The organism is Mesorhizobium sp. M1143 (assembly GCF_040318435.1).
Taxonomy (GTDB): domain Bacteria; phylum Pseudomonadota; class Alphaproteobacteria; order Rhizobiales; family Rhizobiaceae; genus Mesorhizobium.
This window is the reverse complement of the sequence record NZ_JAMYMJ010000041.1, coordinates 25,248-45,583: the sequence shown is the minus strand read 5'-3', so window position 1 is coordinate 45,583 and position 20,336 is coordinate 25,248. Positions and strand designations below refer to the sequence as shown.

Annotated in this window: 22 protein-coding genes; 14 read left to right on the top strand and 8 right to left on the bottom strand. The window is 63.0% G+C overall.

Features of this window, described 5'->3' with window-relative positions; genetic code table 11:
- Positions 1-127: 127 nt before the first annotated feature.
- Together NKH35_RS23320 and NKH35_RS23315 are read left to right on the top strand one after the other, a co-directional pair.
- On the top strand, positions 128-331 hold the full coding sequence (locus NKH35_RS23320; RefSeq protein ID WP_023670096.1) for a NepR family anti-sigma factor: 204 nt from the start codon (positions 128-130) through the stop codon (positions 329-331).
- A 3-nt stretch (positions 332-334) separates the two neighbouring features.
- On the top strand, positions 335-886 hold the full coding sequence (locus NKH35_RS23315) for a sigma-70 family RNA polymerase sigma factor (protein WP_023670095.1): 552 nt from the start codon (positions 335-337) through the stop codon (positions 884-886).
- A gap of 56 nt (positions 887-942) precedes the next feature.
- Here NKH35_RS23315 and NKH35_RS23310 read toward each other — a convergent pair whose 3' ends face one another.
- Complete coding sequence (locus NKH35_RS23310; protein WP_352916582.1) at positions 943-1,320, bottom strand: response regulator; 378 nt, start codon at positions 1,318-1,320, stop codon at positions 943-945.
- 280 nt (positions 1,321-1,600) lie between these two features.
- On the opposite strand from NKH35_RS23310, the gene NKH35_RS23305 reads away from it, so the two are divergent.
- The 3 genes from NKH35_RS23305 (at position 1,601) to NKH35_RS23295 (ending at position 3,286) form a co-directional block, all read left to right on the top strand.
- Positions 1,601-2,362 (top strand): Crp/Fnr family transcriptional regulator, encoded by a 762-nt coding sequence (locus NKH35_RS23305; RefSeq protein ID WP_023670093.1) that lies wholly within the window; start codon positions 1,601-1,603, stop codon positions 2,360-2,362.
- A gap of 124 nt (positions 2,363-2,486) precedes the next feature.
- Positions 2,487-2,813, top strand: a complete 327-nt coding sequence (locus tag NKH35_RS23300) for an ElaB/YgaM/YqjD family protein (RefSeq protein ID WP_023670092.1) — start codon at positions 2,487-2,489, stop codon at positions 2,811-2,813.
- Positions 2,814-2,824: 11 nt separating this feature from the next.
- The gene (locus NKH35_RS23295) at positions 2,825-3,286 is read left to right on the top strand and encodes a hypothetical protein (protein WP_352916580.1); all 462 of its coding nucleotides are present in this window, start codon (positions 2,825-2,827) and stop codon (positions 3,284-3,286) included.
- Positions 3,287-3,343: 57 nt separating this feature from the next.
- Here the strand turns inward: NKH35_RS23295 and NKH35_RS23290 are convergent, their stop codons facing one another.
- Positions 3,344-4,918, bottom strand: a complete 1,575-nt coding sequence (locus tag NKH35_RS23290; protein WP_081740630.1) for an HWE histidine kinase domain-containing protein — start codon at positions 4,916-4,918, stop codon at positions 3,344-3,346.
- A 112-nt stretch (positions 4,919-5,030) separates the two neighbouring features.
- Here NKH35_RS23290 and NKH35_RS23285 point away from each other — a divergent pair, with 112 nt between their 5' ends.
- On the top strand, positions 5,031-5,258 hold the full coding sequence (locus NKH35_RS23285) for a hypothetical protein (RefSeq protein WP_023693688.1): 228 nt from the start codon (positions 5,031-5,033) through the stop codon (positions 5,256-5,258).
- Between the two features lie 26 nt (positions 5,259-5,284).
- Here NKH35_RS23285 and NKH35_RS23280 read toward each other — a convergent pair whose 3' ends face one another.
- A complete protein-coding gene (locus NKH35_RS23280) occupies positions 5,285-6,205 on the bottom strand; it encodes a diacylglycerol/lipid kinase family protein (protein ID WP_023683959.1) in 921 nt (306 codons plus the stop codon).
- A gap of 258 nt (positions 6,206-6,463) precedes the next feature.
- Between NKH35_RS23280 and NKH35_RS23275 the strand changes: the two genes are divergently transcribed.
- The gene (locus tag NKH35_RS23275) at positions 6,464-7,768 is read left to right on the top strand and encodes a PRC-barrel domain-containing protein (protein ID WP_023693689.1); all 1,305 of its coding nucleotides are present in this window, start codon (positions 6,464-6,466) and stop codon (positions 7,766-7,768) included.
- A 75-nt stretch (positions 7,769-7,843) separates the two neighbouring features.
- Here the strand turns inward: NKH35_RS23275 and NKH35_RS23270 are convergent, their stop codons facing one another.
- Positions 7,844-9,397: an alkaline phosphatase family protein gene (locus NKH35_RS23270; protein WP_023816423.1), complete on the bottom strand. Its 1,554-nt coding sequence runs from the start codon at positions 9,395-9,397 to the stop codon at positions 7,844-7,846.
- A 217-nt stretch (positions 9,398-9,614) separates the two neighbouring features.
- On the opposite strand from NKH35_RS23270, the gene NKH35_RS23265 reads away from it, so the two are divergent.
- The 4 genes from NKH35_RS23265 to NKH35_RS23250 all read left to right on the top strand — a co-directional run bounded on the left by NKH35_RS23265 (position 9,615) and on the right by NKH35_RS23250 (position 12,784).
- Positions 9,615-10,547: a VOC family protein gene (locus NKH35_RS23265; protein ID WP_023816424.1), complete on the top strand. Its 933-nt coding sequence runs from the start codon at positions 9,615-9,617 to the stop codon at positions 10,545-10,547.
- 4 nt (positions 10,548-10,551) lie between these two features.
- Positions 10,552-11,184 (top strand): alpha/beta hydrolase, encoded by a 633-nt coding sequence (locus NKH35_RS23260; protein ID WP_352916577.1) that lies wholly within the window; start codon positions 10,552-10,554, stop codon positions 11,182-11,184.
- Positions 11,177-11,476: a GNAT family N-acetyltransferase gene (locus NKH35_RS23255; protein ID WP_023751669.1), complete on the top strand. Its 300-nt coding sequence runs from the start codon at positions 11,177-11,179 to the stop codon at positions 11,474-11,476. The genes NKH35_RS23260 and NKH35_RS23255 overlap by 8 nt, the downstream gene beginning before the upstream one ends.
- A gap of 249 nt (positions 11,477-11,725) precedes the next feature.
- Positions 11,726-12,784 (top strand): dipeptidase, encoded by a 1,059-nt coding sequence (locus tag NKH35_RS23250; protein WP_352916575.1) that lies wholly within the window; start codon positions 11,726-11,728, stop codon positions 12,782-12,784.
- Positions 12,785-12,787: 3 nt separating this feature from the next.
- On the opposite strand, the gene NKH35_RS23245 is transcribed toward NKH35_RS23250, so the two are convergent.
- Genes NKH35_RS23245 through NKH35_RS23230 form a run of 4 tightly spaced genes read right to left on the bottom strand, consistent with a single transcriptional unit; the run spans position 12,788 to position 17,485 of the window.
- Positions 12,788-13,033 carry a hypothetical protein gene (locus tag NKH35_RS23245; protein ID WP_023690115.1) on the bottom strand — a complete coding sequence of 82 codons (246 nt, stop codon included), beginning with the start codon at positions 13,031-13,033 and terminating at the stop codon, positions 12,788-12,790.
- A 2-nt stretch (positions 13,034-13,035) separates the two neighbouring features.
- Positions 13,036-14,262 (bottom strand): aminomethyl transferase family protein, encoded by a 1,227-nt coding sequence (locus tag NKH35_RS23240; protein ID WP_352916573.1) that lies wholly within the window; start codon positions 14,260-14,262, stop codon positions 13,036-13,038.
- A gap of 51 nt (positions 14,263-14,313) precedes the next feature.
- Positions 14,314-15,879 (bottom strand): phytoene desaturase family protein, encoded by a 1,566-nt coding sequence (locus tag NKH35_RS23235; RefSeq protein WP_352916571.1) that lies wholly within the window; start codon positions 15,877-15,879, stop codon positions 14,314-14,316.
- Positions 15,866-17,485: a phytoene desaturase family protein gene (locus NKH35_RS23230; protein WP_352916570.1), complete on the bottom strand. Its 1,620-nt coding sequence runs from the start codon at positions 17,483-17,485 to the stop codon at positions 15,866-15,868. Before NKH35_RS23230 ends, NKH35_RS23235 begins: the two co-directional genes overlap by 14 nt.
- 201 nt (positions 17,486-17,686) lie before the next feature.
- On the opposite strand from NKH35_RS23230, the gene NKH35_RS23225 reads away from it, so the two are divergent.
- The 3 genes from NKH35_RS23225 to NKH35_RS23215 are packed head-to-tail and all read left to right on the top strand — an operon-like array spanning position 17,687 to position 20,313.
- Positions 17,687-18,487, top strand: a complete 801-nt coding sequence (locus NKH35_RS23225; RefSeq protein ID WP_352916569.1) for a class I SAM-dependent methyltransferase — start codon at positions 17,687-17,689, stop codon at positions 18,485-18,487.
- Between the two features lie 27 nt (positions 18,488-18,514).
- On the top strand, positions 18,515-19,177 hold the full coding sequence (betI, locus tag NKH35_RS23220) for a transcriptional regulator BetI (protein WP_023711681.1): 663 nt from the start codon (positions 18,515-18,517) through the stop codon (positions 19,175-19,177).
- A gap of 53 nt (positions 19,178-19,230) precedes the next feature.
- Positions 19,231-20,313, top strand: coding sequence for an ABC transporter substrate-binding protein (locus tag NKH35_RS23215; protein ID WP_352916568.1), 1,083 nt, complete (start codon positions 19,231-19,233; stop codon positions 20,311-20,313).
- The last annotated feature ends 23 nt before the right edge of the window (positions 20,314-20,336 follow it).

Genomic DNA, 20,336 nt, shown 5'->3' with positions numbered 1-20,336 from the left:
GAAAAAGTTCCGACACTTGTGGAACGAAACTGCACGGGCGACGTTTGTGGTGCGATGGGCAACCAGACGAGGGGGCCGCTTTGCGTTGTGTAATGGGGCGGCTCGGGGCGCTGGATTTAAGGGCGAAATGAAGGACATGAATAAAGAAACGCTGGCTGGCGCCGCTGACAGGCGCCGGGCCAATTCCGGCGACCCGCTCGGGGCGAATTCGGAAATTGGCCGTAAACTCAAACAATATTATGACGAGCTGGTCTCGGACAATGTGCCGGATCGCTTTGCCCAGTTGCTCAGCCAACTGGAAAAGGCCGAACCCGCACAGAAGAAGGACTGAGGCATGGCAGCTGTCTCACAAGGGTTCAAGACCGACCTGCTCGGCTCGATCCCGAGCCTGCGGGCCTTTGCCGTGTCGCTGACGCAGAATGCCGACAAGGCCGACGATCTGGTGCAGGAGACGCTGGTCAAGGCTTGGGACAAGCATGAGAGCTTTCAACCCGGCACCAATCTCAAGGCATGGCTGTTCACCATCCTGCGCAACGAGTTCTATTCCCAGATGCGCAAGCGCGGCCGCGAGGTGCAGGACAGCGACGGCATCATGACGGCCAGGCTTGCCGTTCATCCGGCTCAGCACGGCCAGCTTGACCTCAAGGATTTTCGCGGCGCGCTCGAGCAACTCCCCGAGGACCAGCGCGAAGCCATCATCCTCATCGGCGCTTCAGGCTTTTCCTATGAAGAGGCCGCCGAAATCTGCGGCTGTGCGGTCGGAACGATCAAGAGCCGGGTCAGCCGGGCCCGCACGCGGTTGCAGGAGATCCTCAAAATCTCCGGCGAAGACGAATACGGGCCGGACGCGATCTCGTCCCAGGTGACGGGTTCAAACGCTGCCTGACGGCGGAGGCCCCGTTTGCGGGCCTGGGCTCTCTACACATACGCATCGAAGATATCTCAGACTGGCGCGCGGTCGCAGGCCGCCGCCAGAGCCTCGACGAGATCGGTCCCCGAATAAGGCTTGGTGACCAGGCGGATGCCGGGAAAAGACCCTTTGATCTCATCGGGGTCCGAATAGCCGGAGGCAAAGACAAACGGCAGGCCCGATTGGCGCAGCCGCGCGGCGAAGTCGAGTGTGGACGTTCCGCCCAGCATGAGGTCCACGATAGCGGCGTCGAACTCGCCAACGACCTTCTGCTCATCGATCTCGGCCAGAGCGCGGGCAATCACTACGTCGCTCGCGCCATGGTCGCGGCAAAGCTGCTCGACATCCATGGCGATCAGGAATTCATCCTCCAAGACAAGAATTCGCAATCCCTCAAGCAATGGCGGCACTTGGCAATCTCTCCTCAATTCTTGCAGCATCGGGTACAGTGACTCCAGTCAACCGCATCGCGGACCTTGGGGGGATCGGTCAGGCCTTAATCCGAAAAGTTCGCCCACCGGCTCTACTCCACAAGCGAGCTTCGAATTCGCCTCAATGGAGTGTAGCGAGTCATGATCGCTATTTGCCATCCTGTCATTTAAAAAAGACATGCCATCGGCAGCGGAACCGCGGCCTTGCAAAGGCGTAGCACTCAGTCTCTGGCAAGAGACTTTCGAAAGAGGGATCGAAATGTCTGGCCAGAATGGTCGTTCGTTTTCCAGCCGTCAGTACCCATGCGAGATCTGCCCGCTTCGGCCATTGCCGGTGTTCCGGGAATTCGAGAAGCAGGAGCTTGCCTATGTCAGCATGTTCAAGAAGGGCGAACTGGCCGTCGACAAGGGCGCCACAGTGCTGGTCGAAGGCAGCCAAAGTGCTCATCTCTACACCGTGCTTTCGGGCTGGGCCTTCCGCTACAAACTATTGTCGGACGGCAGGCGCCAGATCCTGAACTACTCCATGCCCGGCGATCTTATCGGGCTGCAGGGCAGCCTGATGGGCGAAATGCAGCACTCGGTCGAGGCGCTGTCGCCCATGCTGTTGTGCGTCTTCGAGCGTGAAAACCTGCACGAGCTCTACCGCAACCATCCGGGCCTTGCTTACGACATTACCTGGCTGGCGTCGCGCGAGGAGCGCATGCTGGACGAGAACCTGCTCAGCGTCGGTCGGCGCACGGCGGTCGAGCGCACCGCCTATCTCATTGCCTTCATCGCCAGCCGCGCGGCGGCAGTCGGGCTCAACGGCAAGGCGCCGGTGCAAATCCCGATTACCCAGCAGCATGTCGCCGATACGCTCGGCCTGTCGCTGGTCCACACCAACAAGACGATCCGCAAGCTCATCGATCGCAAGCTGATCGCCTGGCGCGACGGCGGTTGCGAAGTGATCGACGGGGAGGGGCTGAAGGATCTCGCGCGCTGGGAGGGCCTAAGCGAAGGCCGTCGGCCGCTGATCTGACAGGCAGGCCTCCATCTGGGGCTGGACTCGCACTTGCAAACACCCTTTCATGGATACGGTCTCCGATTTCGGAACCATGACGTGTGTCGGGCGTTTGAAGCCAAGCAAACGCAAGGAGTTTAGAATGGCAACTGCCGCAGGAAAAACCGCCAACGAAAGTCAGACGAACGCCGACCTGGAAGCCGACATTCGGCAGTTGAAGGCGGATATTGAAAAGTTGACCAAGCAATTGGCCAAGACCGGCGAACATGGTTACGGCACGGCGCGGCGCGCTGCTGCCGAAGGCGTCGACCAGTTGCGCGCGCAGGGCGAAGCCGTCTTCGACAGCCTGCGTGGCAACGCCAAGGATCTTGAGGCCCAGATCACGGCCAATGTGCGCGAGAAGCCGGTCACTTCACTGGCGATCGCGGCCGGCGTCGGCTTCCTGTTTGCGCTTCTTGCCCGGCGCTAGTTTCGACAGAGATGGGCATGCTGGCACCGCTTATCTCGGCCTTGGCCTCGGGTGAAGCCATTGCCGCCATGCGCCGCGCGCGCACGGCGGCAATCGTCTACGGGCTCGCCGCCGTGGCTGCCCTGTGCGGCCTCGGGTTTCTCCTGGGGGCGGCCTACATCTGGGCGGCTGACCGTTATGGCTCGATGGCCGCCTGTCTTGGCTTCGCCGCTGGTTTCCTGGTACTGGCCGGGCTTATCGTGCTCATTCATCAACTTGCGGCTGGAACGCGTGCACGCCGACGTGTGCGAAGGCGCAATGCCGACCTGAAGGCGCTCGGTATCACCGCGGCGCTTGCCGTGCTGCCGGCCTTGCTCAAGGGGAAAGGCGGGAAGGGCGTCATTCTCGGCCCGATGATCGCGCTCGCGGCCTATGCCATCTACCGTGAGAACGTCAAGCCGGACCGGGGCGATCCGGACAGCGAAGCCGACTAAAGCGCGCGCGCTGATACGCTGTTCCCGGGAAAACCGCTTCGCACTTCTGAAATTGCTTTAAGCCGGCAGATCTTCAAGCGGCATCGATATTTCGGCGAACACGCCTTCGCTGCGGAATTCGTGGGTCACTTCGCTCGATAAAACCTTGGCGAGGCTGCGGCGGATCAGGATAGAGCCGAAGCCCTGGCGTTCCGGCGGGTCGACTTTCGGCCCGCCGCTTTCGCTCCAGGTCAGCACAAGGCGGCGCGCGCCTTTCTTGCCCGCCGCCTTCCAGTCGACATCGACCTTCCCCGAGCCAACCGACAGCGATCCGTATTGCAGCGCGTTGCTGGCCAGTTCGTGCATGATCAGGCCGAGCCCCACCGCCTGGTCAGGCGAAAGCAGCAGCTCCGGACCGGAGATCACGATGCGCGGCCGTTCTGCGGAATCGAACGGCTTGACCTCGATCTGCATCAGTTCGCGAATACCGATGCCGCGCCATTCGCGATCCGACAGCAGGTTATGGGCAGCGCCCAGCGCCTGCAGCCTGGCGCCGAAGGCTTCCAGGAATTCGCTTGGGCGGCGAGCGTGGCGAACGGTCTGCGTCGCCAGCGCCTGCACCGTCGCCAGCGTGTTCTTGACCCGATGGTTGAGCTCGCGCAGCAGCAGCCTTTGCCGGTCCTCGCCGAGCTTGCGTTCCGAGATGTCGTAGTTGACGCCAAAGATAAGCGTCGGCTTGCCTTCGCCGTCGCGCTCGATGACGCGGCCGCGGGTGACTATCCAGCGCGGCGGATCGAAGCCTTTGACCCGGTATTCGCCGAAATAGTCATCGCTGCCGGTCAGGGCATCGCGAAAGCGCGTCTCGGTCTGGTAGACATCGCGCGGGTCGATGGCGGCCAGAATGTCGCGCGCCCGCAGTCGGTTCGAACGGGGCAGGTTGAACAGCTCCGACAAACGCACGTCGCATTCGATCATGTCGGTGCGGATATCCCAGGCCCAACTGGCGAGCGAGGCGGCGTCGAGCGCTATAGCTCGGCGCTTTTCCTCCTGCGCCAAAGCAGCGGTGGCAATGGCGCCGCTGCGGGTGGCGTCCTTGAGGGTAAACAGGCTGGCGGCGAGGCTGGCCAGCGATTTCAAATGATCGAGCGCGGCAGCGGACGGAAATTCATGCGGCTCCCGGTCGAGCACGCACACCGTGCCGACGCGCGCGCCGGCGACCACCATCGGCGCGCCGACATAAAAGCGGACATGGTGTTCGCCAGTGACCAGCGGGTTGCCGGAGAAGCGAGGGTCGATGCTGGCATCCGGCACCACCATCGGCTCTCCGCCGGCGGCAATGGTATGGGCGCAGAACGATATGTCGGTCGCGGTTTCGGTCTCGTTGAAGCCGACACAGGATTTGAACCACTGTCGTTCGGTGTCGAGCAGCGTGACGAGCGCGATCGGCGCCCGCATCACGGCGGCGGCTAGGCCGGTGATGCGATCGAAGTCGGGATCGGAGTCGGTGTCGATCGCGTCAAGCCCGTGCAGTACGGCAAGCCGCTCCGGCGCCACCACGGCGCGGCGGACTTCAACCGGCAAACAAACCTGCTTCGGCACCTTGCTATCCACCAAGCCCCCTCGCTTGCAGGCCCCACCCGCGGTGGCGCGCATCTTGCGCGGCCGTCGCGCGCCGGAACTTTTGTAGCAAGCAATCGTTACCCCACCATGTTTCGCCAGCGATGGTTTTATCCACCATGCCGGTTGCACGATAGGAACGCCGCCGATGACCAAGATCGCCCCTGAAAACAAAGCCCGTCAGGGGCGCTGGGGTTGGCACGGCTTGCGCATACTGGTCGCCGCGTTGCTCCTGGCTTTCATTGCTTGGGGAGCGGCCGAGATTTATGGCCAAAAGATCGATCCAGATACCCCTGAAAGCCAGGGGCAGCCCACCGGCCAGACCGCGCCGGCCGACCAGAGCGCGCCAGCCGGCGAGGGGCAGTCGGGCGGCTAGGGTTTTCCTCGTCATTCGTAATCGCATCAGGCGGCCTTTGCCTGGGCGGCTTGCGCCGGAACCAGGACGTTCAGCGCGCCAGGGTGGATCTGGATTGTCGTTTCACGCTCCAGCTTGACCAGTTCGCCGTCGATGACGGCGCCGAATTTCTTGCTCCCTGTATGGATTTTCACGATTGCCTTGTCGGCCTGATGAGTTTCGACATGGTCGCTGTCGCGCCACCTGCCTCGAGCCATGTCGAAGAGCGCCCTGACCAGCTCGCCACGCTGCCGCGCCACGGTTACATAGATGCCGAGCACGCCGCCGGCAGGATTGTCGGCATAAGGCAGATGGCCTTCGCCAAACAGATTGTTGGAAATGCCGATGCCGCTGATGCGGGTCACGATTTCGGCTTCGCCGACCGTCAATGTCACCTTCATGGCTGGAGGATTGTTGATCGTCGTCCAAGCGGCCTTGGCCGAGGCGCGAATCTTTCCCAGGCGCGAGGCGAATTCCATATTGTCGCGCAGCTTCACCATCCTGGCGTGCAGGCCGATCGAGAACTGATGCACGAACGGCCGGCCATTCGCGCTCGCGATATCGACCGCCATGATCTCGCCGTCGGCAAAGGACTTCAGCGCGCCATCGATGGTCTGCGGAATTCCAAGGCCGCGGGCGAACAGGTTCATGGTTCCTGCAGGCAGGACGGCCAGCGCCTTCTTGCCATTCATCAGCCGCCCCGCGGCGGCCGAAATGGTGCCGTCGCCGCCACCGGCCAGCACGACGTCGATGTCGCGTCGCGCGGCGACCTTGTCGAGCGCCGCGACAATCTCCTTGCCGGCGACGATGTCGATATCGATGGAGTGACCAGCCGTCTCAAGCGTCTGGCGCATGCGGTCGGTTAGCGCGGAAAGATCGGTGGTCCGCAAGGTGCCGCCGTCCCGGTTCAGCACCGCTGCAAATCGCATGCCCCGCTCCGTGTTCTTTTTTAGTGGTCGGAATGCCAGCCGCAGGCTGAAACGGGCAAGCTTGGGAAAGGTTCCATCGGCCGGGTGGAAAGTCCGGCGATTCCACGGACTTGCCCGGGGTGTTTCGATGCTCCCGTTTTTTCGGAACAAGCGCCTTGTCACAACGTTGTGATCCCATTGGAGGCGCCGCCTTCGGTCTCCCGGCAAGTGGTTTGCCGATTGCGGCGCGCACGAGATCACGCAAGAGGAGACTTAATCATGATCCGCACACTGTTCGCGACGACCGCACTCGCAACGCTGATCGCTACCGGTGCGTTTGCGCAGTCAACGACGGCCCCGGCGACGACCCCAGCGCCGGCTGAAGCCCCTGCTACCATCGCGCCGGCGACACAACAGGCCGACGGCGCGCTGATGACCAATATCATCGGCGAGTCCGTCTACAATGGCACTGGCGACGATGCGCAGAAGATCGGTGACGTCAGCGACGTCGTCCTCGATGAAAACGGCCAGGCGAAATCCGCCATTATCGGCGTTGGCGGCTTCCTCGGCATAGGCAGCAAGAACGTCGCCTTCGACTACGGCAAGTTGCAATGGGTCGAGAGGAATGGTGACCGCTGGCTCGTCGCCGAGACGACGAAAGAAGCGTTGACGGCGCTGCCCGACTTCGACCGTAAGCCCTACGATCCGGCCTCGGCACCTGCTTCCACGGCGCAGAACGACCCGCAGAAGCCGGTTGATCTCAACGCCGCGCCGTCAGAACCGGCGGTGAAACGCGCTGACGGCAATCTCGCAACCAACATCATCGGCGAGAATGTCTACAATGGCACTGGCGACGATGCCCAGAATATCGGCGACGTCAACGACATCGTGCTGACCAAGGATGGCAAGGCGCAGTCGCTGGTGATCGGCGTCGGCGGCTTCCTCGGCATGGGTGAAAAGAACGTCACCTATGATTTCGCCAAGGCGCGGTGGGCCGAAAAGAACGGCGATCGCTGGCTGGTGGCGCAGACGACCAAGGAGGAACTGCAGGCGCAGCCTGATTTCGACCGGAAGCCCTATGATCCGGCGCCCGTGACGACAACCTCCGACGCGACGCAGCCGACTGCTCCGGCTGCCCCGACGGCCGTTGCACCGGCTGACAATGCTCAGCCAGCGGACAAGACCGCGGAAGCTCCGGCCGGGACAAAGGCTACCGATCCGACGCAAACGGCAGCGATCGACAAGTCCACACTGACCGAAATGCCGGTCGGTAACATCAGAGGCGACGACCTGAAGGGCACCACCGTCTATGGCGCCAACGACGCCAAGGTCGGCGAGATCGGCGACGTCGTGCTCACGCCCGACAGCAAGCCGGATGCCGTCATCATCGATGTCGGCGGCTTTCTAGGCATCGGCGCCAAGGAGGTCGCGGTCGGCATGGACAAGCTCAAATTCATGACCGACAAGGACGGCAACAAATATCTCTACACCAACTTCACCAAGGAGCAGCTGCAGGCGCAGGCCGCCTATGACAAGGGCAGCTATGCTGAGAAGCGCGACCAGCAGCGGATGATGGTGCAGTAAGGGAATAGGCAGTAGGGATTGGGCAGTAGGCGAAAACCGAGTGACGAGGCATTAGCCGCCAGAACATTCTACTGCCTACTGCCTACTGCCTACCCACATACCCACCACCCCTTCGTCCGTCAGCTCTGCAAGCGCCAACGACTGGTCAAGATGCTCGGCGCGCCAGGCAAGCAGCCGCTCGGCAAATTCAAGCCGCACGCTGAGATAGGCCGGGTCGGCGGCAACGTTGGCCAGTTCGCCCGGATCCTTCTCCATGTCGAAAAGCAGCGGCGGCAGGCCGCCGCCGAAATGCACGTATTTGAATTTTTCCGTACGGATGACGGCGAGGTTGCACTGGCGCGAGCCGATGCCGAAATGCCGTTCGGCCTCACCGCTGGCAATCGAGCGGAAGTCGAACTCCCAATGCGCCGCGTCGCGCCAATCCTTAGGCGGTTCATCTTGCAGGAACGGTTTTAGCGAGCGGCCGTCGAGATGCAGCTGGGCGTCGGCGTCAAGCAGATCGAGCAAAGTCGGAAAGATGTCGACTGCCTCGGTGAAGTGGTTGACGATCGAGCCGGCTGCATTGCCGCGTCGTGGGTCGCGCACGATCAATGGGATGTGATAGCTGCCGTCGAAGAAGCCGCCTTTGCCCAGCATGAAATGGTCGCCCATCATCTCGGCGTGGTCCGAAGTCAGCACGATGATGGTGTCATCCCATGCATTCGCCGTCTTGATCGCTTGCCAGATGCGGCCAAGCTGCGCGTCGACCTCCGAGATCATGCCGTAATAGATCGCGCGGATGGCCCGGATGTTGTCGCCGCCCCAGTCGCGCACGTGGCCGTCGGTGCCGGGGCGGAAGCTTCTCCGCTTCTGGCGACCAAGGTCGTAAGCCAGATAGGGATGCCTTTGCGCCTCGGCCTGCCAAGTCTCGACATGGCGGAAGGGCGGTCCGTCCGCCGGATCATACAGCGTGTTGTAGGGCTGCGGTACGACAAAGGGCGGATGCGGGCTGATGAAGGAGACATGCGCGAACCATGGCGAATCCTGTTCGTCCAGCCAGCGAATGAATTCGCCGGCAAGAAAAGCGGTCGGCGTCTCGTCCCTGGAATAGACAGGCGGCGCGTTGGTCACGGCGTCGCCCGCTTCCCCGCCCACGGGACGGTGAATGCCGGGAGAGCCCGCGCTGGTGTCGACGCCACGTGCCTTCAGCCATGACAGCCATGGTTTCTGATGCTCAGGCAGGAACTGGCGCACGCTGAAGCCGGGCAGCACGCCCTCATAGCTTTTCAGCCGGGGATCGCCCGGCGCCATCGTGCGCGGATCGGGCGAGACGTCGGTGTAGCCGAACAAAGTCGGATCATAGCCGAGGGCGCGGGCCGAAAGCGCCATGTTGCCGTAGCGGGCGTCGAGCGGCGTGCCGTTGCGGCAGACGCGATTGTTCATCTGGTAAAGGCCGGTGTAGAGGCACGCGCGGGCCGGCGAGCAGGGCGCCGCGCCGCCGTAATGCCGCTTGAAAAGGACGCCTTCGGCGGCGAGCGCATCGGCATTCGGCGTCTTCACCACGGGATGGCCGGCAGCCGACAGGCAATCGCCCCGCCATTGGTCGCAGGAGATCAATAGGATGTTTGGGCGTCTGCTTTTCGCGGCCAATGCTCTATCCTGTCACGTCGGGAAGACGTTCAATGAACCGGAATTTGCAGGCAGCGCAAGCCTGTCAGCCCTGCCTAAATGGTGAACGAAAATTTCCTGCTGTTCACTATTGGGATACAGTCCATTCTGAGTTTGCCGCCTTTGCCATTGCCGGGCGGCCCCTCATATAGGCGTGGACAGCGGCAACGGCCGCAAACCCAAGGGAAGGAGCAAGACAATGCTCGACCAGATCAAGGGCCTGCATCACGTCACGTCGATGGCCGGCGATGCGCGGCAGAACAATGATTTCTTCACGCACAAGCTCGGCCTGCGCCGGGTCAAGAAGACGGTCAACTTCGACGCGCCAGATGTCTATCACCTCTATTATGGTGACGAGCACGGTACGCCCGGCTCGGTGATGACCTATTTTCCGTTCCCGGACATTGCCAGGGGCCGCCACGGCGTCGGCGAGGTCGGTACCACGGCCTATTCGGTGCCGGCCGGCACGCTCGGCTATTGGGAAAAGCGCTTCGCCGATGAAGGCGTTGCGGGTGTCTCCCGCGAAGAGACGTTCGGCGAGAAGCGGCTGGCCTTCGCCGGTCCCGACGGCGACGGTTTCGCGCTGGTCGAAGACAAAGCGGACAGCCGCGCGCCGTGGTTGAAAGGCGGCATTCCCGCTGATGAGGCGATACGCGGCTTCCACTCGGTCTCGCTCAGATTGAAGGATGGTGGCGCCACGGAAGAGCTGTTGAAGTTCATGGGCTATGAGCAAGTGGACAAGTCCGGCAATGTCAGCCGGCTGGCGGTCAAGAACGGCAACGGCGCTGATGTCGTCGACATCGAATCGCTGCCTACCGCGGGCTTTGCCAATCTCGGCGCCGGCTCGGTCCACCATGTCGCCTTCGCGGTGGAGAACCGCGCCCAGCAGCTCGAAGTGCGCAAGGCGCTGATCGATACGGGTTATGGCGTGACGCCGGTGATCGACCGCGACTATTTCTGGGCGATCTACTTCCGCACGCCGGGCGGCGTGCTGTTCGAAGTTGCGACCAATGAGCCGGGTTTCGACCGCGACGAGGACACTGCCCATCTCGGCGAGGCGCTGAAGCTGCCGACGCAGCACCAGCATCTGCGGCCCTATCTTGAAGAGCATCTGCAGAAGCTGGAGGGCTGAGACGATGAGCAAGGAAGCTTACATCCATAAGGCGCTGCCGGGTTCGCTCGGCGGCCCCCTGCTCTTCGTCTTTCACGGCACCGGCGCGGACGAGAGCCAGCTGCTGTCGCTCGGGCGCGACCTCGCGCCACAGGCGACGATCGTATCGCCGCGCGGCGCTGTTTCCGAGCATGGTGCGGCGCGTTTCTTCCGCCGCACCGGCGAGGGCGTCTACGACATGGACGACCTCGCGCGGGCGACCGGCAAGATGGCCGGTTTCATCAAGGCGCAGGTGGCAGCGGCAAGGCCATCTTCGGTCTTGGGTCTCGGCTATTCCAACGGCGCCAACATCCTGGCGTCCGTAATGTTCGCCGCGCCCGAGCTGTTCGATGCGGCGGTGCTGATGCACCCGCTGATCCCGTTCGAACCGCAGGTGCAGGGCAGCCTTGCCGGACGCCGCATCCTGGTCACCGCCGGCAAGCGCGACCCGATCTGCCCGCCCAACCTGACGTCGCGGCTGGAAGCCTATTTGCGTGCCGATGGCGCCGATGTCACAGTGGAGTGGCACGATGGCGGCCACGAAATTCGGCCAAACGAGATCGAAGCGGCGAGGCGGCTTTTTGCCGATGCGCCGGTTGAAGGAGCAAGCGATGCCTGACGAATTGCCTGAGATCGAACTCGAGGACCGCGGCTCGAAGGGACGTTATGTCCTGCGCGGGCCCGGCGACGCCGAGGCGGAGATGACCTTCACCAAGGTCGGCGAGCACCAGATCATCATCGATCACACCGAAGTGCCGGACGTGTTTCGCGGCCAGGGCGCCGGCCTTCGGCTCGTCACACGCGCCGTCGAGGACGCGCGGGCAGTGGGCAAGAAGATCATCCCGCTCTGCCCCTTCGCCAACGCCCAGTTCCGCCGCCATCCGGAATGGGCGGATGTGCTGAAGCAATAGACCTTTTTCCCTTCTCCCCTTGTGGGGTGAGTTGCCGGTCGCCGAAGGCGAATTCATCGTGCCGGTGGCACGATGAAAGGCCGGCGAACGCCGGGACGCTGCGAAGCAGCGGGGACCCGGCAGGTGGTCGGAGCCGCTCAGCCACAAGAGCGAACGCCTCTCTGGCATTTGCGCAGTTCGGCCTTCTTGCCTAAGTACACAGTTCGCCGCGGTTCGTCCGCTCCTGCCAATTGACCGAATGGCTTCCTGATGACCGAACCCGATCTCGTCCCCGTCTTCGACGGCCACAACGACACGCTGCTGCGACTGTACCAGTCGAAAGACACAGACGTCGAAAAGCTGTTCATCGAGGGGACGCAGGGCGGTCATATAGATCTGCCGCGCGCCAAGAAGGGCGGCTTTGCCGGCGGCATGTTCGCGATCTTTCCACCGCCGGTCGAGAAGAGCAAACGCTCTGCGGTGCCGCCGGCGCCGAGCGACAATGAGCCGTTGCCGCCGGAACTGCCGCGCGCTGATGCGCTCAATTCCACCATCGGCATGGCCTCGATCCTGTTTCGGCTGGAGCGAGCGGGGGCTCTGACCGTCTGCCGCAGTGCCGGTGACATTCGCGAGGCGATGGCGAAAGGTTCCATCGCGGCGGTGTTTCACATCGAAGGCGTCGAGGCGATCGATCCCGAACTTACCTTGCTCGACGTGCTCTACGAAGCCGGCCTGCGCTCGCTCGGCATTGTCTGGAGCCGACCCAACGCCTTCGGCCACGGCGTCCCGTTCCGCTTTCCGTCGTCGCCCGATACCGGACCGGGGCTGACCGATGCCGGCAAGGCGCTGATCAAGGCCTGCAATCAGCTCAAGATCATGGTCGACCTGTCGCATCTCAACGAAAAGGGCTTTCGCGATGTCGCCGCACTCAGCGATGCGCCGCTGGTCGCCACCCATTCGAACGTGCATGCGCTGTGCACCCATTCGCGCAACCTGACGGACTGGCAGCTCGGCGCTATCCGCGAGACCGGCGGCATGGTCGGGCTCAACTTCGCAACCGGCTTCCTGCGTGAAGACGGACGGATGAACTCGGACACCAGCCTCGACATCATGGTGCGCCATGTCGACTCGCTGCTGCAGGCGCTGGGCGAGGACGGCGTCGGTCTCGGCTCCGATTTCGACGGCGCCATGATCCCGGCGGTCATCGGCGACGTTGCCGGTCTGCCAAAGCTGGCAGATGCGCTGGCCGCGCGCGGCTTCGGACGCGCGCTGATCGAGAAGATCGCCTATCGCAACTGGCTGAACGTTCTCGAAAGAACCATAGGCTGAGGCTTAAGCGCCCATGCGCTTCAGCCAATCCTGGCCGCCGCGATCCCTGATCATCGGCAGCGGGTTCTCCCAGTCCAGCCGCGCGCAGATGCGGTAGACTTCGAGCGTCTCGGCGCTCATTTCACCGCGCTTGTAGAAGTACATGGCGGCGGCATAGCGGGTACGACCCGACCATTTTTCGCCGAGCGGCGTGTTGACCAGCTGCCACTGTTCGGCGGCTTCCGTCTCATCATCCGGTTCGTCGGCCATGATCAGAAATCCGCTGGCGGATTGGCGGTGCGGCGGTCGAGCTTGATGAAAGGACGGGCCACCACCTTGGCCCGCTTCATCAGCTTCTGGTACTGCAACTCGCGCATTGCGTAGATCTCGACCCAGAGGTCTTCGACCATCCTATCACCATAGGGACGCGTCAGCGAGGCGATGGCGATATTGCGCTTGGCCATCGGCGACCACATGGCGGCGCTGACCAGCCCGACCTCCTGATGCTTCTTGTGGTAGACGATGGCGTGTTGGGCCGGGATGTTGCCTTCGATCTCCAGCCCGACCAGCACATGGCGCAGCTTGCGTTTGGCGCGCGCTTCGAGCATGGCGCGGCGGCCATTGAAATGGCCTTTTCCCAACTCGACCATAAAGCCGAGACCGATCGCGTCCGGCATGCGCAGACGGTCGGCGCGAATGGCATGCTCGGCGGTGGTGAAGTCGGCATTGGCGACGATGAGGCCGGCTTCCAGCCGGGCGCGGTTGAGGGCGGCGTAGCCGATGGCGCGGATGCCGCGCAGCTCGCCTGCCGTCATCAGGCGGTCCCAGAGGCTGAGCGCTTTTTCGGCCGGCACGAACAGTTCGTAGCCGAGATCGCCGGTGAAGCCGGTGCGCGAGATGGTGATAGTGCCGCCATCGTGCGGGAACTCGGCGAGATCGAACACTTTGAGTTTTTCAACGCCGGCAAAGCCGGCCTCGCGCAGCACGGCGAAGGAGGTTGGGCCTTGCAGAGCGAGACCAGCGACGCTTTCAGTCTCTTCTTCGACGGTCACTTCGAAACCGATGGCGCTGTCGAGCAGCCAGGGCAGGTGCCGCTCCTGCGAACACAGGCGGAAGCGGGTCGGCGACAGCCGGAACAGCGTGCCGTCATCGAGGACAAAACCTTCGTCGTCGCACCATGCGGTGTAGTGGACGCGGCCCGGTTTCAGCTTGGTGACATCGCGCAGCGTGACGCGATCGAGGAAGGCTTCGGCATCCGGCCCCTCGATGCGGTATTTGGTCATCGGCGAGATGTCGAACAAAGCCGCCTGGCTGCGGATGGCGAAATATTCGAGTTCCTCGTCCCACAGCGAACGCGGCGCGCGATAGCCGGCCCAATTGTACCAGTCCTGAGTTTTGGCCAGCGCATCGATGCGCGGCTGGAACGGCGTGCCGAGACGCAGTGTGCGGAAATGCGACTGCGCTGTGGTGCGGGCGGCGTTGTTGATCGGACTCGTCATGACGGCATTCCTTCGCCGTAAAGTGCGGCGTTGACTGGCTGAAACATCCGATCATCCCTTCATCGCGATGATGCGCCGCGCCGCGTTCAAACCGGGAGCACCCGAAACGCCGCCGCCCGGATGCGAACCGGCGCCGGCCAGGAACAGCCCCTCGATCGGCGTGTCGTAGCCCGACCAGCCGGAGACGGGCCGCGACATCAACATCTGGTCGGCCTGCAATTCGCCGTGGTGCCAATGGCCCCCCGGCATGCGGTAGTTGGCTTCGATATCGGCTGGCGTCAAAAGCTCGGCATGCAGCACGGACTTGCCGATACCGGGGGCGTAGGCTTCGAGCTGCGCCATAACAGCCTTGAGGAATTTCGGCTTGCCGGCATCCCAACCCTCTTTCAGCGCATAAGGCGCGTATTGCACGATCGCCGACAGCACGCAGGCGCCGCTTGGCGCGAGCGACGGGTCGGAGAGCGAGGGTAGTGTGATCTCCATCACCGGTTCGGCTGAGAACTCGCCATATTTTGACGGGTTGAAGGCGCGCTCGACATGGTCGGCCGAGGGCGCGATGACCAGACGGCCCTTGTGATTATCGGCGCCGACGCCGGAAAATTGCGGTTGCCGTTCGAGCGCCAGATGGAGCTTCGCCGCGTCGCCCCTCATGCGGATGTTCTTTACCTTGCGCACGAAACCCGTGTCGATCTCGCGCGGGCCGACGAGATCGAGCATGGTCGTCGCCGGGTTGATGGCGGAGACGATCGTTCTGGCGTGCAGCACCTCGCCGCCGTCGAGGGTCACGCCGAGGGCGCGCCCTTTCTCGACGACTATTCTGGCCACGGGCGCTGCCGTGCGGATGGTGACGCCGGCTTTCTCCGCCGCCGCGCGGATCGCGGCGACGACTGCACCCATCCCACCTTTCGGCAGCATCTGCGCGCCGGTTTTGCCGCCGGTCTCGCCGGCCAGCCGATAGTAGAGGCCGAGCAGGGAGGTCGGCGAACGCGGGCCGAGGTGGCTACCAAGCGTGGCGTCGAAGGCAAGCAGGCCCTTCAGCCTGATATCGGCAAGCTGCTCGTCGAGCAGGTCGGCGACGTTCATCAGGAGAACGCGCAGGAAGTCGCGCATGTCTTCCTTGCCGAGCTTTTTCAGCGCCACGGCCGTCTGGCCGAGCGCTGCGGTTTCAAGCAGGGACATGCCACCGAGATCGGGCGGGCGCCGCGACAGGAACGGTTTCAGGATGCCGGCGTAGCGCATGAGTTGCGCGCGCAATTCCTTCCAGTCGGACTGCTCGGACGGAGTGGAGCCGGTCAGCACTTCGCCATAGGCGCCATGCAGGACAAGCGGCGGGCCGTCCTTCGCCAAGGCGACCGACGGCATGAAGTCTGCGCGGGTGACCTGAAGCCCGTGTTTCTCCAGCTCCAATGTCTTTACCACGTCGGGATGCAGACGGTTCAGCACATGGGCGATCGAGGAGACGCGAAAGCCAGGGGCGAACTCTTCGGTGCGCGCGGCCCCGCCGACTTCGGTCCCGGCTTCCAACACCAGCACCTTGCGGCCGGCCTTGGCCAGAGTGGCGGCAGCGACAAGGCCGTTATGGCCGCCGCCTATGATGATGGCATCAAATGACGTCATGGGCCGCGCTCATATGGGAGGTCGATTTGGCGAGGTCGCGCAGGATCTCGGCTGCTGCATTGCGGCCGGGTGCGCCCATGACGCCGCCGCCGGGATGGGTCGAGGAGCCGCACATATAGAGCCCGCCGACCGGCGAGCGGTATTGTGCGTAGCCCGGCACCGGCCGGTTGAACAGCAACTGGTCGAAGGTCAGCTCGCCCTGAAAGATGTTGCCTTCGGTGAGGCCGACCTCGGCTTCGATCTCGCGCGGCGTGCGAACCTCCATGTGGACGATGCGGTCGCGGAAGCCCGGCGAGTATTCCGCGATCTGCGCGACCACGCTTTCGGCGAAGCCGTCACGGTCGGTATCGGTCCAGTCGCGGCCGTTCACCTTGGGCGGCGCGTACTGCACGAAGCAGCTCATGAAATGCTTGCCCGGCGGCGCCATGGTCGGGTCGAGCGTCGTTGGGATGACCATGTCGAGGAATGGGTCGGCCGACCAGCGACCGGCCTTCCAGTCGTCATAGGCGCGCTCCATGCGCTCCATGGAATCGGTGAAATGCATGTCGCCGCGATAAACAGGCGAATCCTTCGGCAGTGCCGGGAAATCGGGCAGCGAATCCAGCGCGATGTTGACCTTGCCGGAGGAGCCGCGGATCTTGAAGTTCCTGACCCGCCGCAGGAAAATGTCGGGCAGTTCCTTCTCCTCGACCAGTTTCAGGAATGTGCGTTTGACGTCGGCGTTGGAGACGACGAGCTTGCCGTAAATCTCCTCGCCGCCAGCCAGCACCACGCCCTTGGCCTTGCCTCGGCTCACCAGCACATGGTCGACCTCGGCGCCGGTACGGATGGTGCCGCCGGACGCCTTGAAGGAACCGGCGAGCGCCTTGGCGACGGCGCCCATGCCGCCGCGCGCATAGCCCCAGGCGCCGACCGAGCCGTCGACCTCACCCATATAATGGTGCAGCAGCACGTAGGCTGTGCCGGGCGACATCGGCCCGAGCGCGGTACCGATGATGCCGGACAAAGCGAAGTTCGCCTTGATGACATCGGTCTCAAAATATTCGTCGAGGAATTCCGAGATCGACATGGTCCAGAAGCGCAGCGTCAGCGCCATTTCTTCTGATGACAGGCCGGCGAATTTCTTGCCGAGATAGAGAAGCTCTCCGAGGTCACGCGGCTTGAGACTGGTCGGGTCCGGTGCGGTGCGCATCAGCAGCGGCTGGATGAAGCGGCACTGCCGCGTCACGTCGCGCGAATAACGGTCATAGGCCTCGGCGTCGCGCCTGGAGAAGCGGGCAAATTCGCGCCGGTGCGCATCGTGGTCACGGTAGTTGGCGAGGTAGTCGCCATCGCGCGTGAACACGGCGCCGCCCTCATAGGAAATCACCTGCAAGCCGAAGCGCGGCAGTTCGAGGTCGCGCATGATTTCGGGGCGAAACAGCGAGCAGACATAGGAGCAGTTGGAGTAGAGGAAGCCCGGCGTTAGCTCGCGGCTGGTAGCGGCGCCGCCGACCCAGTCGTTCTTTTCCACCACCAGCACGTCGAGCCCGGCGCGTTGCAAATAGCTGGCGTTGACCAGGCCGTTGTGTCCGCCGCCGATGACGATCGCATCCCAAGCTTTCATTCGCGCCCAGCCTTCATGGTGCTCGACCCTTCATTTTCGCGTGATTTGTCGCCGAATGCGCGGAATTTGGCACGGCAGCGGCTATTCTGTCCAGCCATTCTGAATGAATGTTCAACAAATGATATTGCGTTTTCCTGTTAATACGCTACGCTTTGCCGGCATTCGAACCTGCGCAATTCGGCTGATGGGACTTAAGGTCTGATGATCGAAACGGCAGATGGCGAGCCGGAATATGACGCTGCCGCGATCCGCTTCCTCGAGGCGCTGTGGGGCGAGGGTTATCTGTCGCCGGGCGGACCCGACGAGGTCGACCGGGTGGTCGAAGGGCTGTCGCTCAGGGGCAAGACGATCCTCGACATCGGCTGCGGCTCCGGCGGCATCGCGCTGCATCTGGTGGAGCGCCACGGTGCTGCTCATGCCACCGGCTTCGACATCGAGCGGCCGGTGATCGAGGCGGCCAGAAAGCATGCCGCTGCACGAGGGCTTTCAGACCGCGCCAGCTTCGTCCAGGCGCCGCCGGGGCCGCTGCCTTTTGCCGACGCTTCGTTCGATGTCGTCTTCTCCAAGGATGCGCTGGTGCACGTGTCCGACAAGGACGCGCTGTTTGCGGAAATCTTCCGCGTGCTGAAGCCGGGCGGCGTCCTTGCCGCCTCCGACTGGCTGATCGGCCATGACGGCGAGCCGTCATCTGAGATGAAGGCCTATGTCGCGGCCGAAGGCCTGTCCTTCGCCATGGCCTCGCCGGCACGCTATGCGCAAGCGATGCGCAGCGCCGGCTTTGCCGATGTCACTGTGAAGGACCGCAATTCTTGGTACCGCGAGGTCGCGCGCGGCGAGCTGGAAAGGCTGAAAGGCCCGCTCTACGAGACGGCGGCAGCCGCGGTCGGAGCGGCCTATATCGACAAGAACATCAAGACCTGGGAGGCCATGAAGAAGGTGCTTGACAGTGGCGAGCACCGTCCCACTCATCTTCGCGGGTGGAAGCCGGCTGTCGTGGGATAGCCGGCAATGTGGAGCATGACGGCACCGATGAAAGCTGCGCGCGAAGAGCGATCCTCCGACACGTCTGGAGAAACCGAACCGGAAAAACGCGGCCGCAAGGCGTCGAAGGAGGTCAGGCAACAGCAGCTGATCGAAGCGACCATCGATTCGCTGGCCAAGCGCGGCTACGCGGAGACGACGATGGCCGATGTCGCCGATGGCGCCGGCCTGTCGCGCGGCATCGTCAACTTTCATTTCGAGAGCAAAGAGAAGCTGCTGATCGCCACCCTGCAGTATATGTATGACGAGTATTCGGCACATTGGCGTGCTGCCCTGCGGAAAGCCGGTGATGACCCAGCCCGCCAATTGCAGATTCTGGTTTGGGCCGACTTCGACCGCTCGATCTGCAACAAGCGCAAGCTCGCCGCTTGGCTCGCTTTCTGGGGCGAGGCCAAGTCGCGGCCGGTCTATCAGGCGCTGAGCAGTTCCCGCGACGCATATTACCAGCAGGTCTTCATCGACCTCTGCGCGACGCTCAAGCAGAGCGGCGGCTATGCCTATGAGCCGCAGGTGATGGCGCTGGCGCTGTCAGCCATGTTGGAAGGCCTGTGGCTGCGGTTGATGATGGGAACCGAAGACACCACGCGCGAAACCGCGCTGCAAGCGGCCAACGCGTTCCTCGCAGCCGCCTTTCCCAAGCACTACGGATAACCAGAAGCCGGCCAGTCGAGTCGGCAATGCAATGACAAAGAGGATGGAACAGCATGAAAAGAATAACCCGACGCCTGACACTGACATTGGCGCTGACGGCGACGCTGGCTGGTTCGGCCGCGGCGATTGCGGTCGCCGCCGACAAGGACCTGATCGTGTTCGACTGGTCCGGCTATGAGGACCCGAGCTTCCACCCCAAATATGTCGAGAAGAACGGCGACTCGCCGACCTTCGCCTTCTTCGGCGACGAGGACGAAGCCTTCGAGAAAGTGCGCTCCGGTTTCAAGGCCGATCTTGGCCATCCCTGCTCGCAGAGCGTGACAAAGTGGCGTGAGGCGGGGCTGCTGCAGCCGCTCGACACCTCGAAGATCACCGGCTGGAAGGATCTCAATCCCGGCATCATGGCGATGAAGGATCTGGCCACCACTTCGGACGGCAAGGCCTGGTTCATGCCGTGGGACTGGGGCAACACCCAGCTCACCTACAACTCCGACAAGATCGACGCGAAGGATGTGCAGTCGCTGAAGGCCTTCGCCGATCCCAAGTTCAAAGGGCGGGTCTCAATCGGCGACAATGTGGACGACGCCTATGCGCTGGCCAACCTTGCCATCGGGCTCAAGGACTGGACCAAGATGACGGACAACCAGTTCAAGCAGGCTTCCGATTTCCTGCGCCAAGTGCACAAGAATGTCCGCTCCTACTGGACCGATACCACCGACGTCGTGCAGTTGCTGAGCGGCGGCGAGGTCGATCTCGCCTGGGCATGGAACGATGCCACGGTACAATCCGTCGCTGCCGGTGTGCCGATCAAGTCCAAGAAGGATACGGACGAAGGCATCTCGACCTGGGTCTGCGGCTACGTGCTGTTCAAGGACGCACCCGGCAATGTCGACAAGGCCTATGACTACCTCAACGCGATCAACGATCCCGAGACCGCCAAGGTGCTGGTCAAGGACTGGGGTTATGGCCAGGCCAACGCCAAGGGCATGGCCGGCGTCGACCCGGCGATCCTGAAACAAAAGGGCTATGACGACGTGCAGAAATTCGTCGACAAGACCCTGTTCCAATCGCCCGTGCCGTCGTCGCTCAAGCTCAAGATGATCGCCGAATTCGAGAAGATCAAGGCAGGCTACTAAAGCTCTGTCCGGCCTCCTCCGTC

Excerpts from the sequence above, each read along its gene's own strand:
- NKH35_RS23320 (WP_023670096.1), top strand. The coding sequence starts at position 128 with ATGAAGGACATGAATAAAGAAACGCTGGCTGGCGCCGCTGACAGGCGC.
- NKH35_RS23315 (WP_023670095.1), top strand. The coding sequence starts at position 335 with ATGGCAGCTGTCTCACAAGGGTTCAAGACCGACCTGCTCGGCTCGATC.
- NKH35_RS23305 (WP_023670093.1), top strand. The coding sequence starts at position 1,601 with ATGTCTGGCCAGAATGGTCGTTCGTTTTCCAGCCGTCAGTACCCATGC.
- NKH35_RS23300 (WP_023670092.1), top strand. The coding sequence starts at position 2,487 with ATGGCAACTGCCGCAGGAAAAACCGCCAACGAAAGTCAGACGAACGCC.
- NKH35_RS23295 (WP_352916580.1), top strand. The coding sequence starts at position 2,825 with ATGGGCATGCTGGCACCGCTTATCTCGGCCTTGGCCTCGGGTGAAGCC.
- NKH35_RS23290 (WP_081740630.1), bottom strand. The coding sequence starts at position 4,918 with ATGCGCGCCACCGCGGGTGGGGCCTGCAAGCGAGGGGGCTTGGTGGAT.
- NKH35_RS23285 (WP_023693688.1), top strand. The coding sequence starts at position 5,031 with ATGACCAAGATCGCCCCTGAAAACAAAGCCCGTCAGGGGCGCTGGGGT.
- NKH35_RS23280 (WP_023683959.1), bottom strand. The coding sequence starts at position 6,205 with ATGCGATTTGCAGCGGTGCTGAACCGGGACGGCGGCACCTTGCGGACC.
- NKH35_RS23275 (WP_023693689.1), top strand. The coding sequence starts at position 6,464 with ATGATCCGCACACTGTTCGCGACGACCGCACTCGCAACGCTGATCGCT.
- NKH35_RS23265 (WP_023816424.1), top strand. The coding sequence starts at position 9,615 with ATGCTCGACCAGATCAAGGGCCTGCATCACGTCACGTCGATGGCCGGC.
- NKH35_RS23260 (WP_352916577.1), top strand. The coding sequence starts at position 10,552 with ATGAGCAAGGAAGCTTACATCCATAAGGCGCTGCCGGGTTCGCTCGGC.
- NKH35_RS23255 (WP_023751669.1), top strand. The coding sequence starts at position 11,177 with ATGCCTGACGAATTGCCTGAGATCGAACTCGAGGACCGCGGCTCGAAG.
- NKH35_RS23250 (WP_352916575.1), top strand. The coding sequence starts at position 11,726 with ATGACCGAACCCGATCTCGTCCCCGTCTTCGACGGCCACAACGACACG.
- NKH35_RS23245 (WP_023690115.1), bottom strand. The coding sequence starts at position 13,033 with ATGGCCGACGAACCGGATGATGAGACGGAAGCCGCCGAACAGTGGCAG.
- NKH35_RS23240 (WP_352916573.1), bottom strand. The coding sequence starts at position 14,262 with ATGACGAGTCCGATCAACAACGCCGCCCGCACCACAGCGCAGTCGCAT.
- NKH35_RS23235 (WP_352916571.1), bottom strand. The coding sequence starts at position 15,879 with ATGACGTCATTTGATGCCATCATCATAGGCGGCGGCCATAACGGCCTT.
- NKH35_RS23230 (WP_352916570.1), bottom strand. The coding sequence starts at position 17,485 with ATGAAAGCTTGGGATGCGATCGTCATCGGCGGCGGACACAACGGCCTG.
- NKH35_RS23225 (WP_352916569.1), top strand. The coding sequence starts at position 17,687 with ATGATCGAAACGGCAGATGGCGAGCCGGAATATGACGCTGCCGCGATC.
- betI (WP_023711681.1), top strand. The coding sequence starts at position 18,515 with ATGAAAGCTGCGCGCGAAGAGCGATCCTCCGACACGTCTGGAGAAACC.
- NKH35_RS23215 (WP_352916568.1), top strand. The coding sequence starts at position 19,231 with ATGAAAAGAATAACCCGACGCCTGACACTGACATTGGCGCTGACGGCG.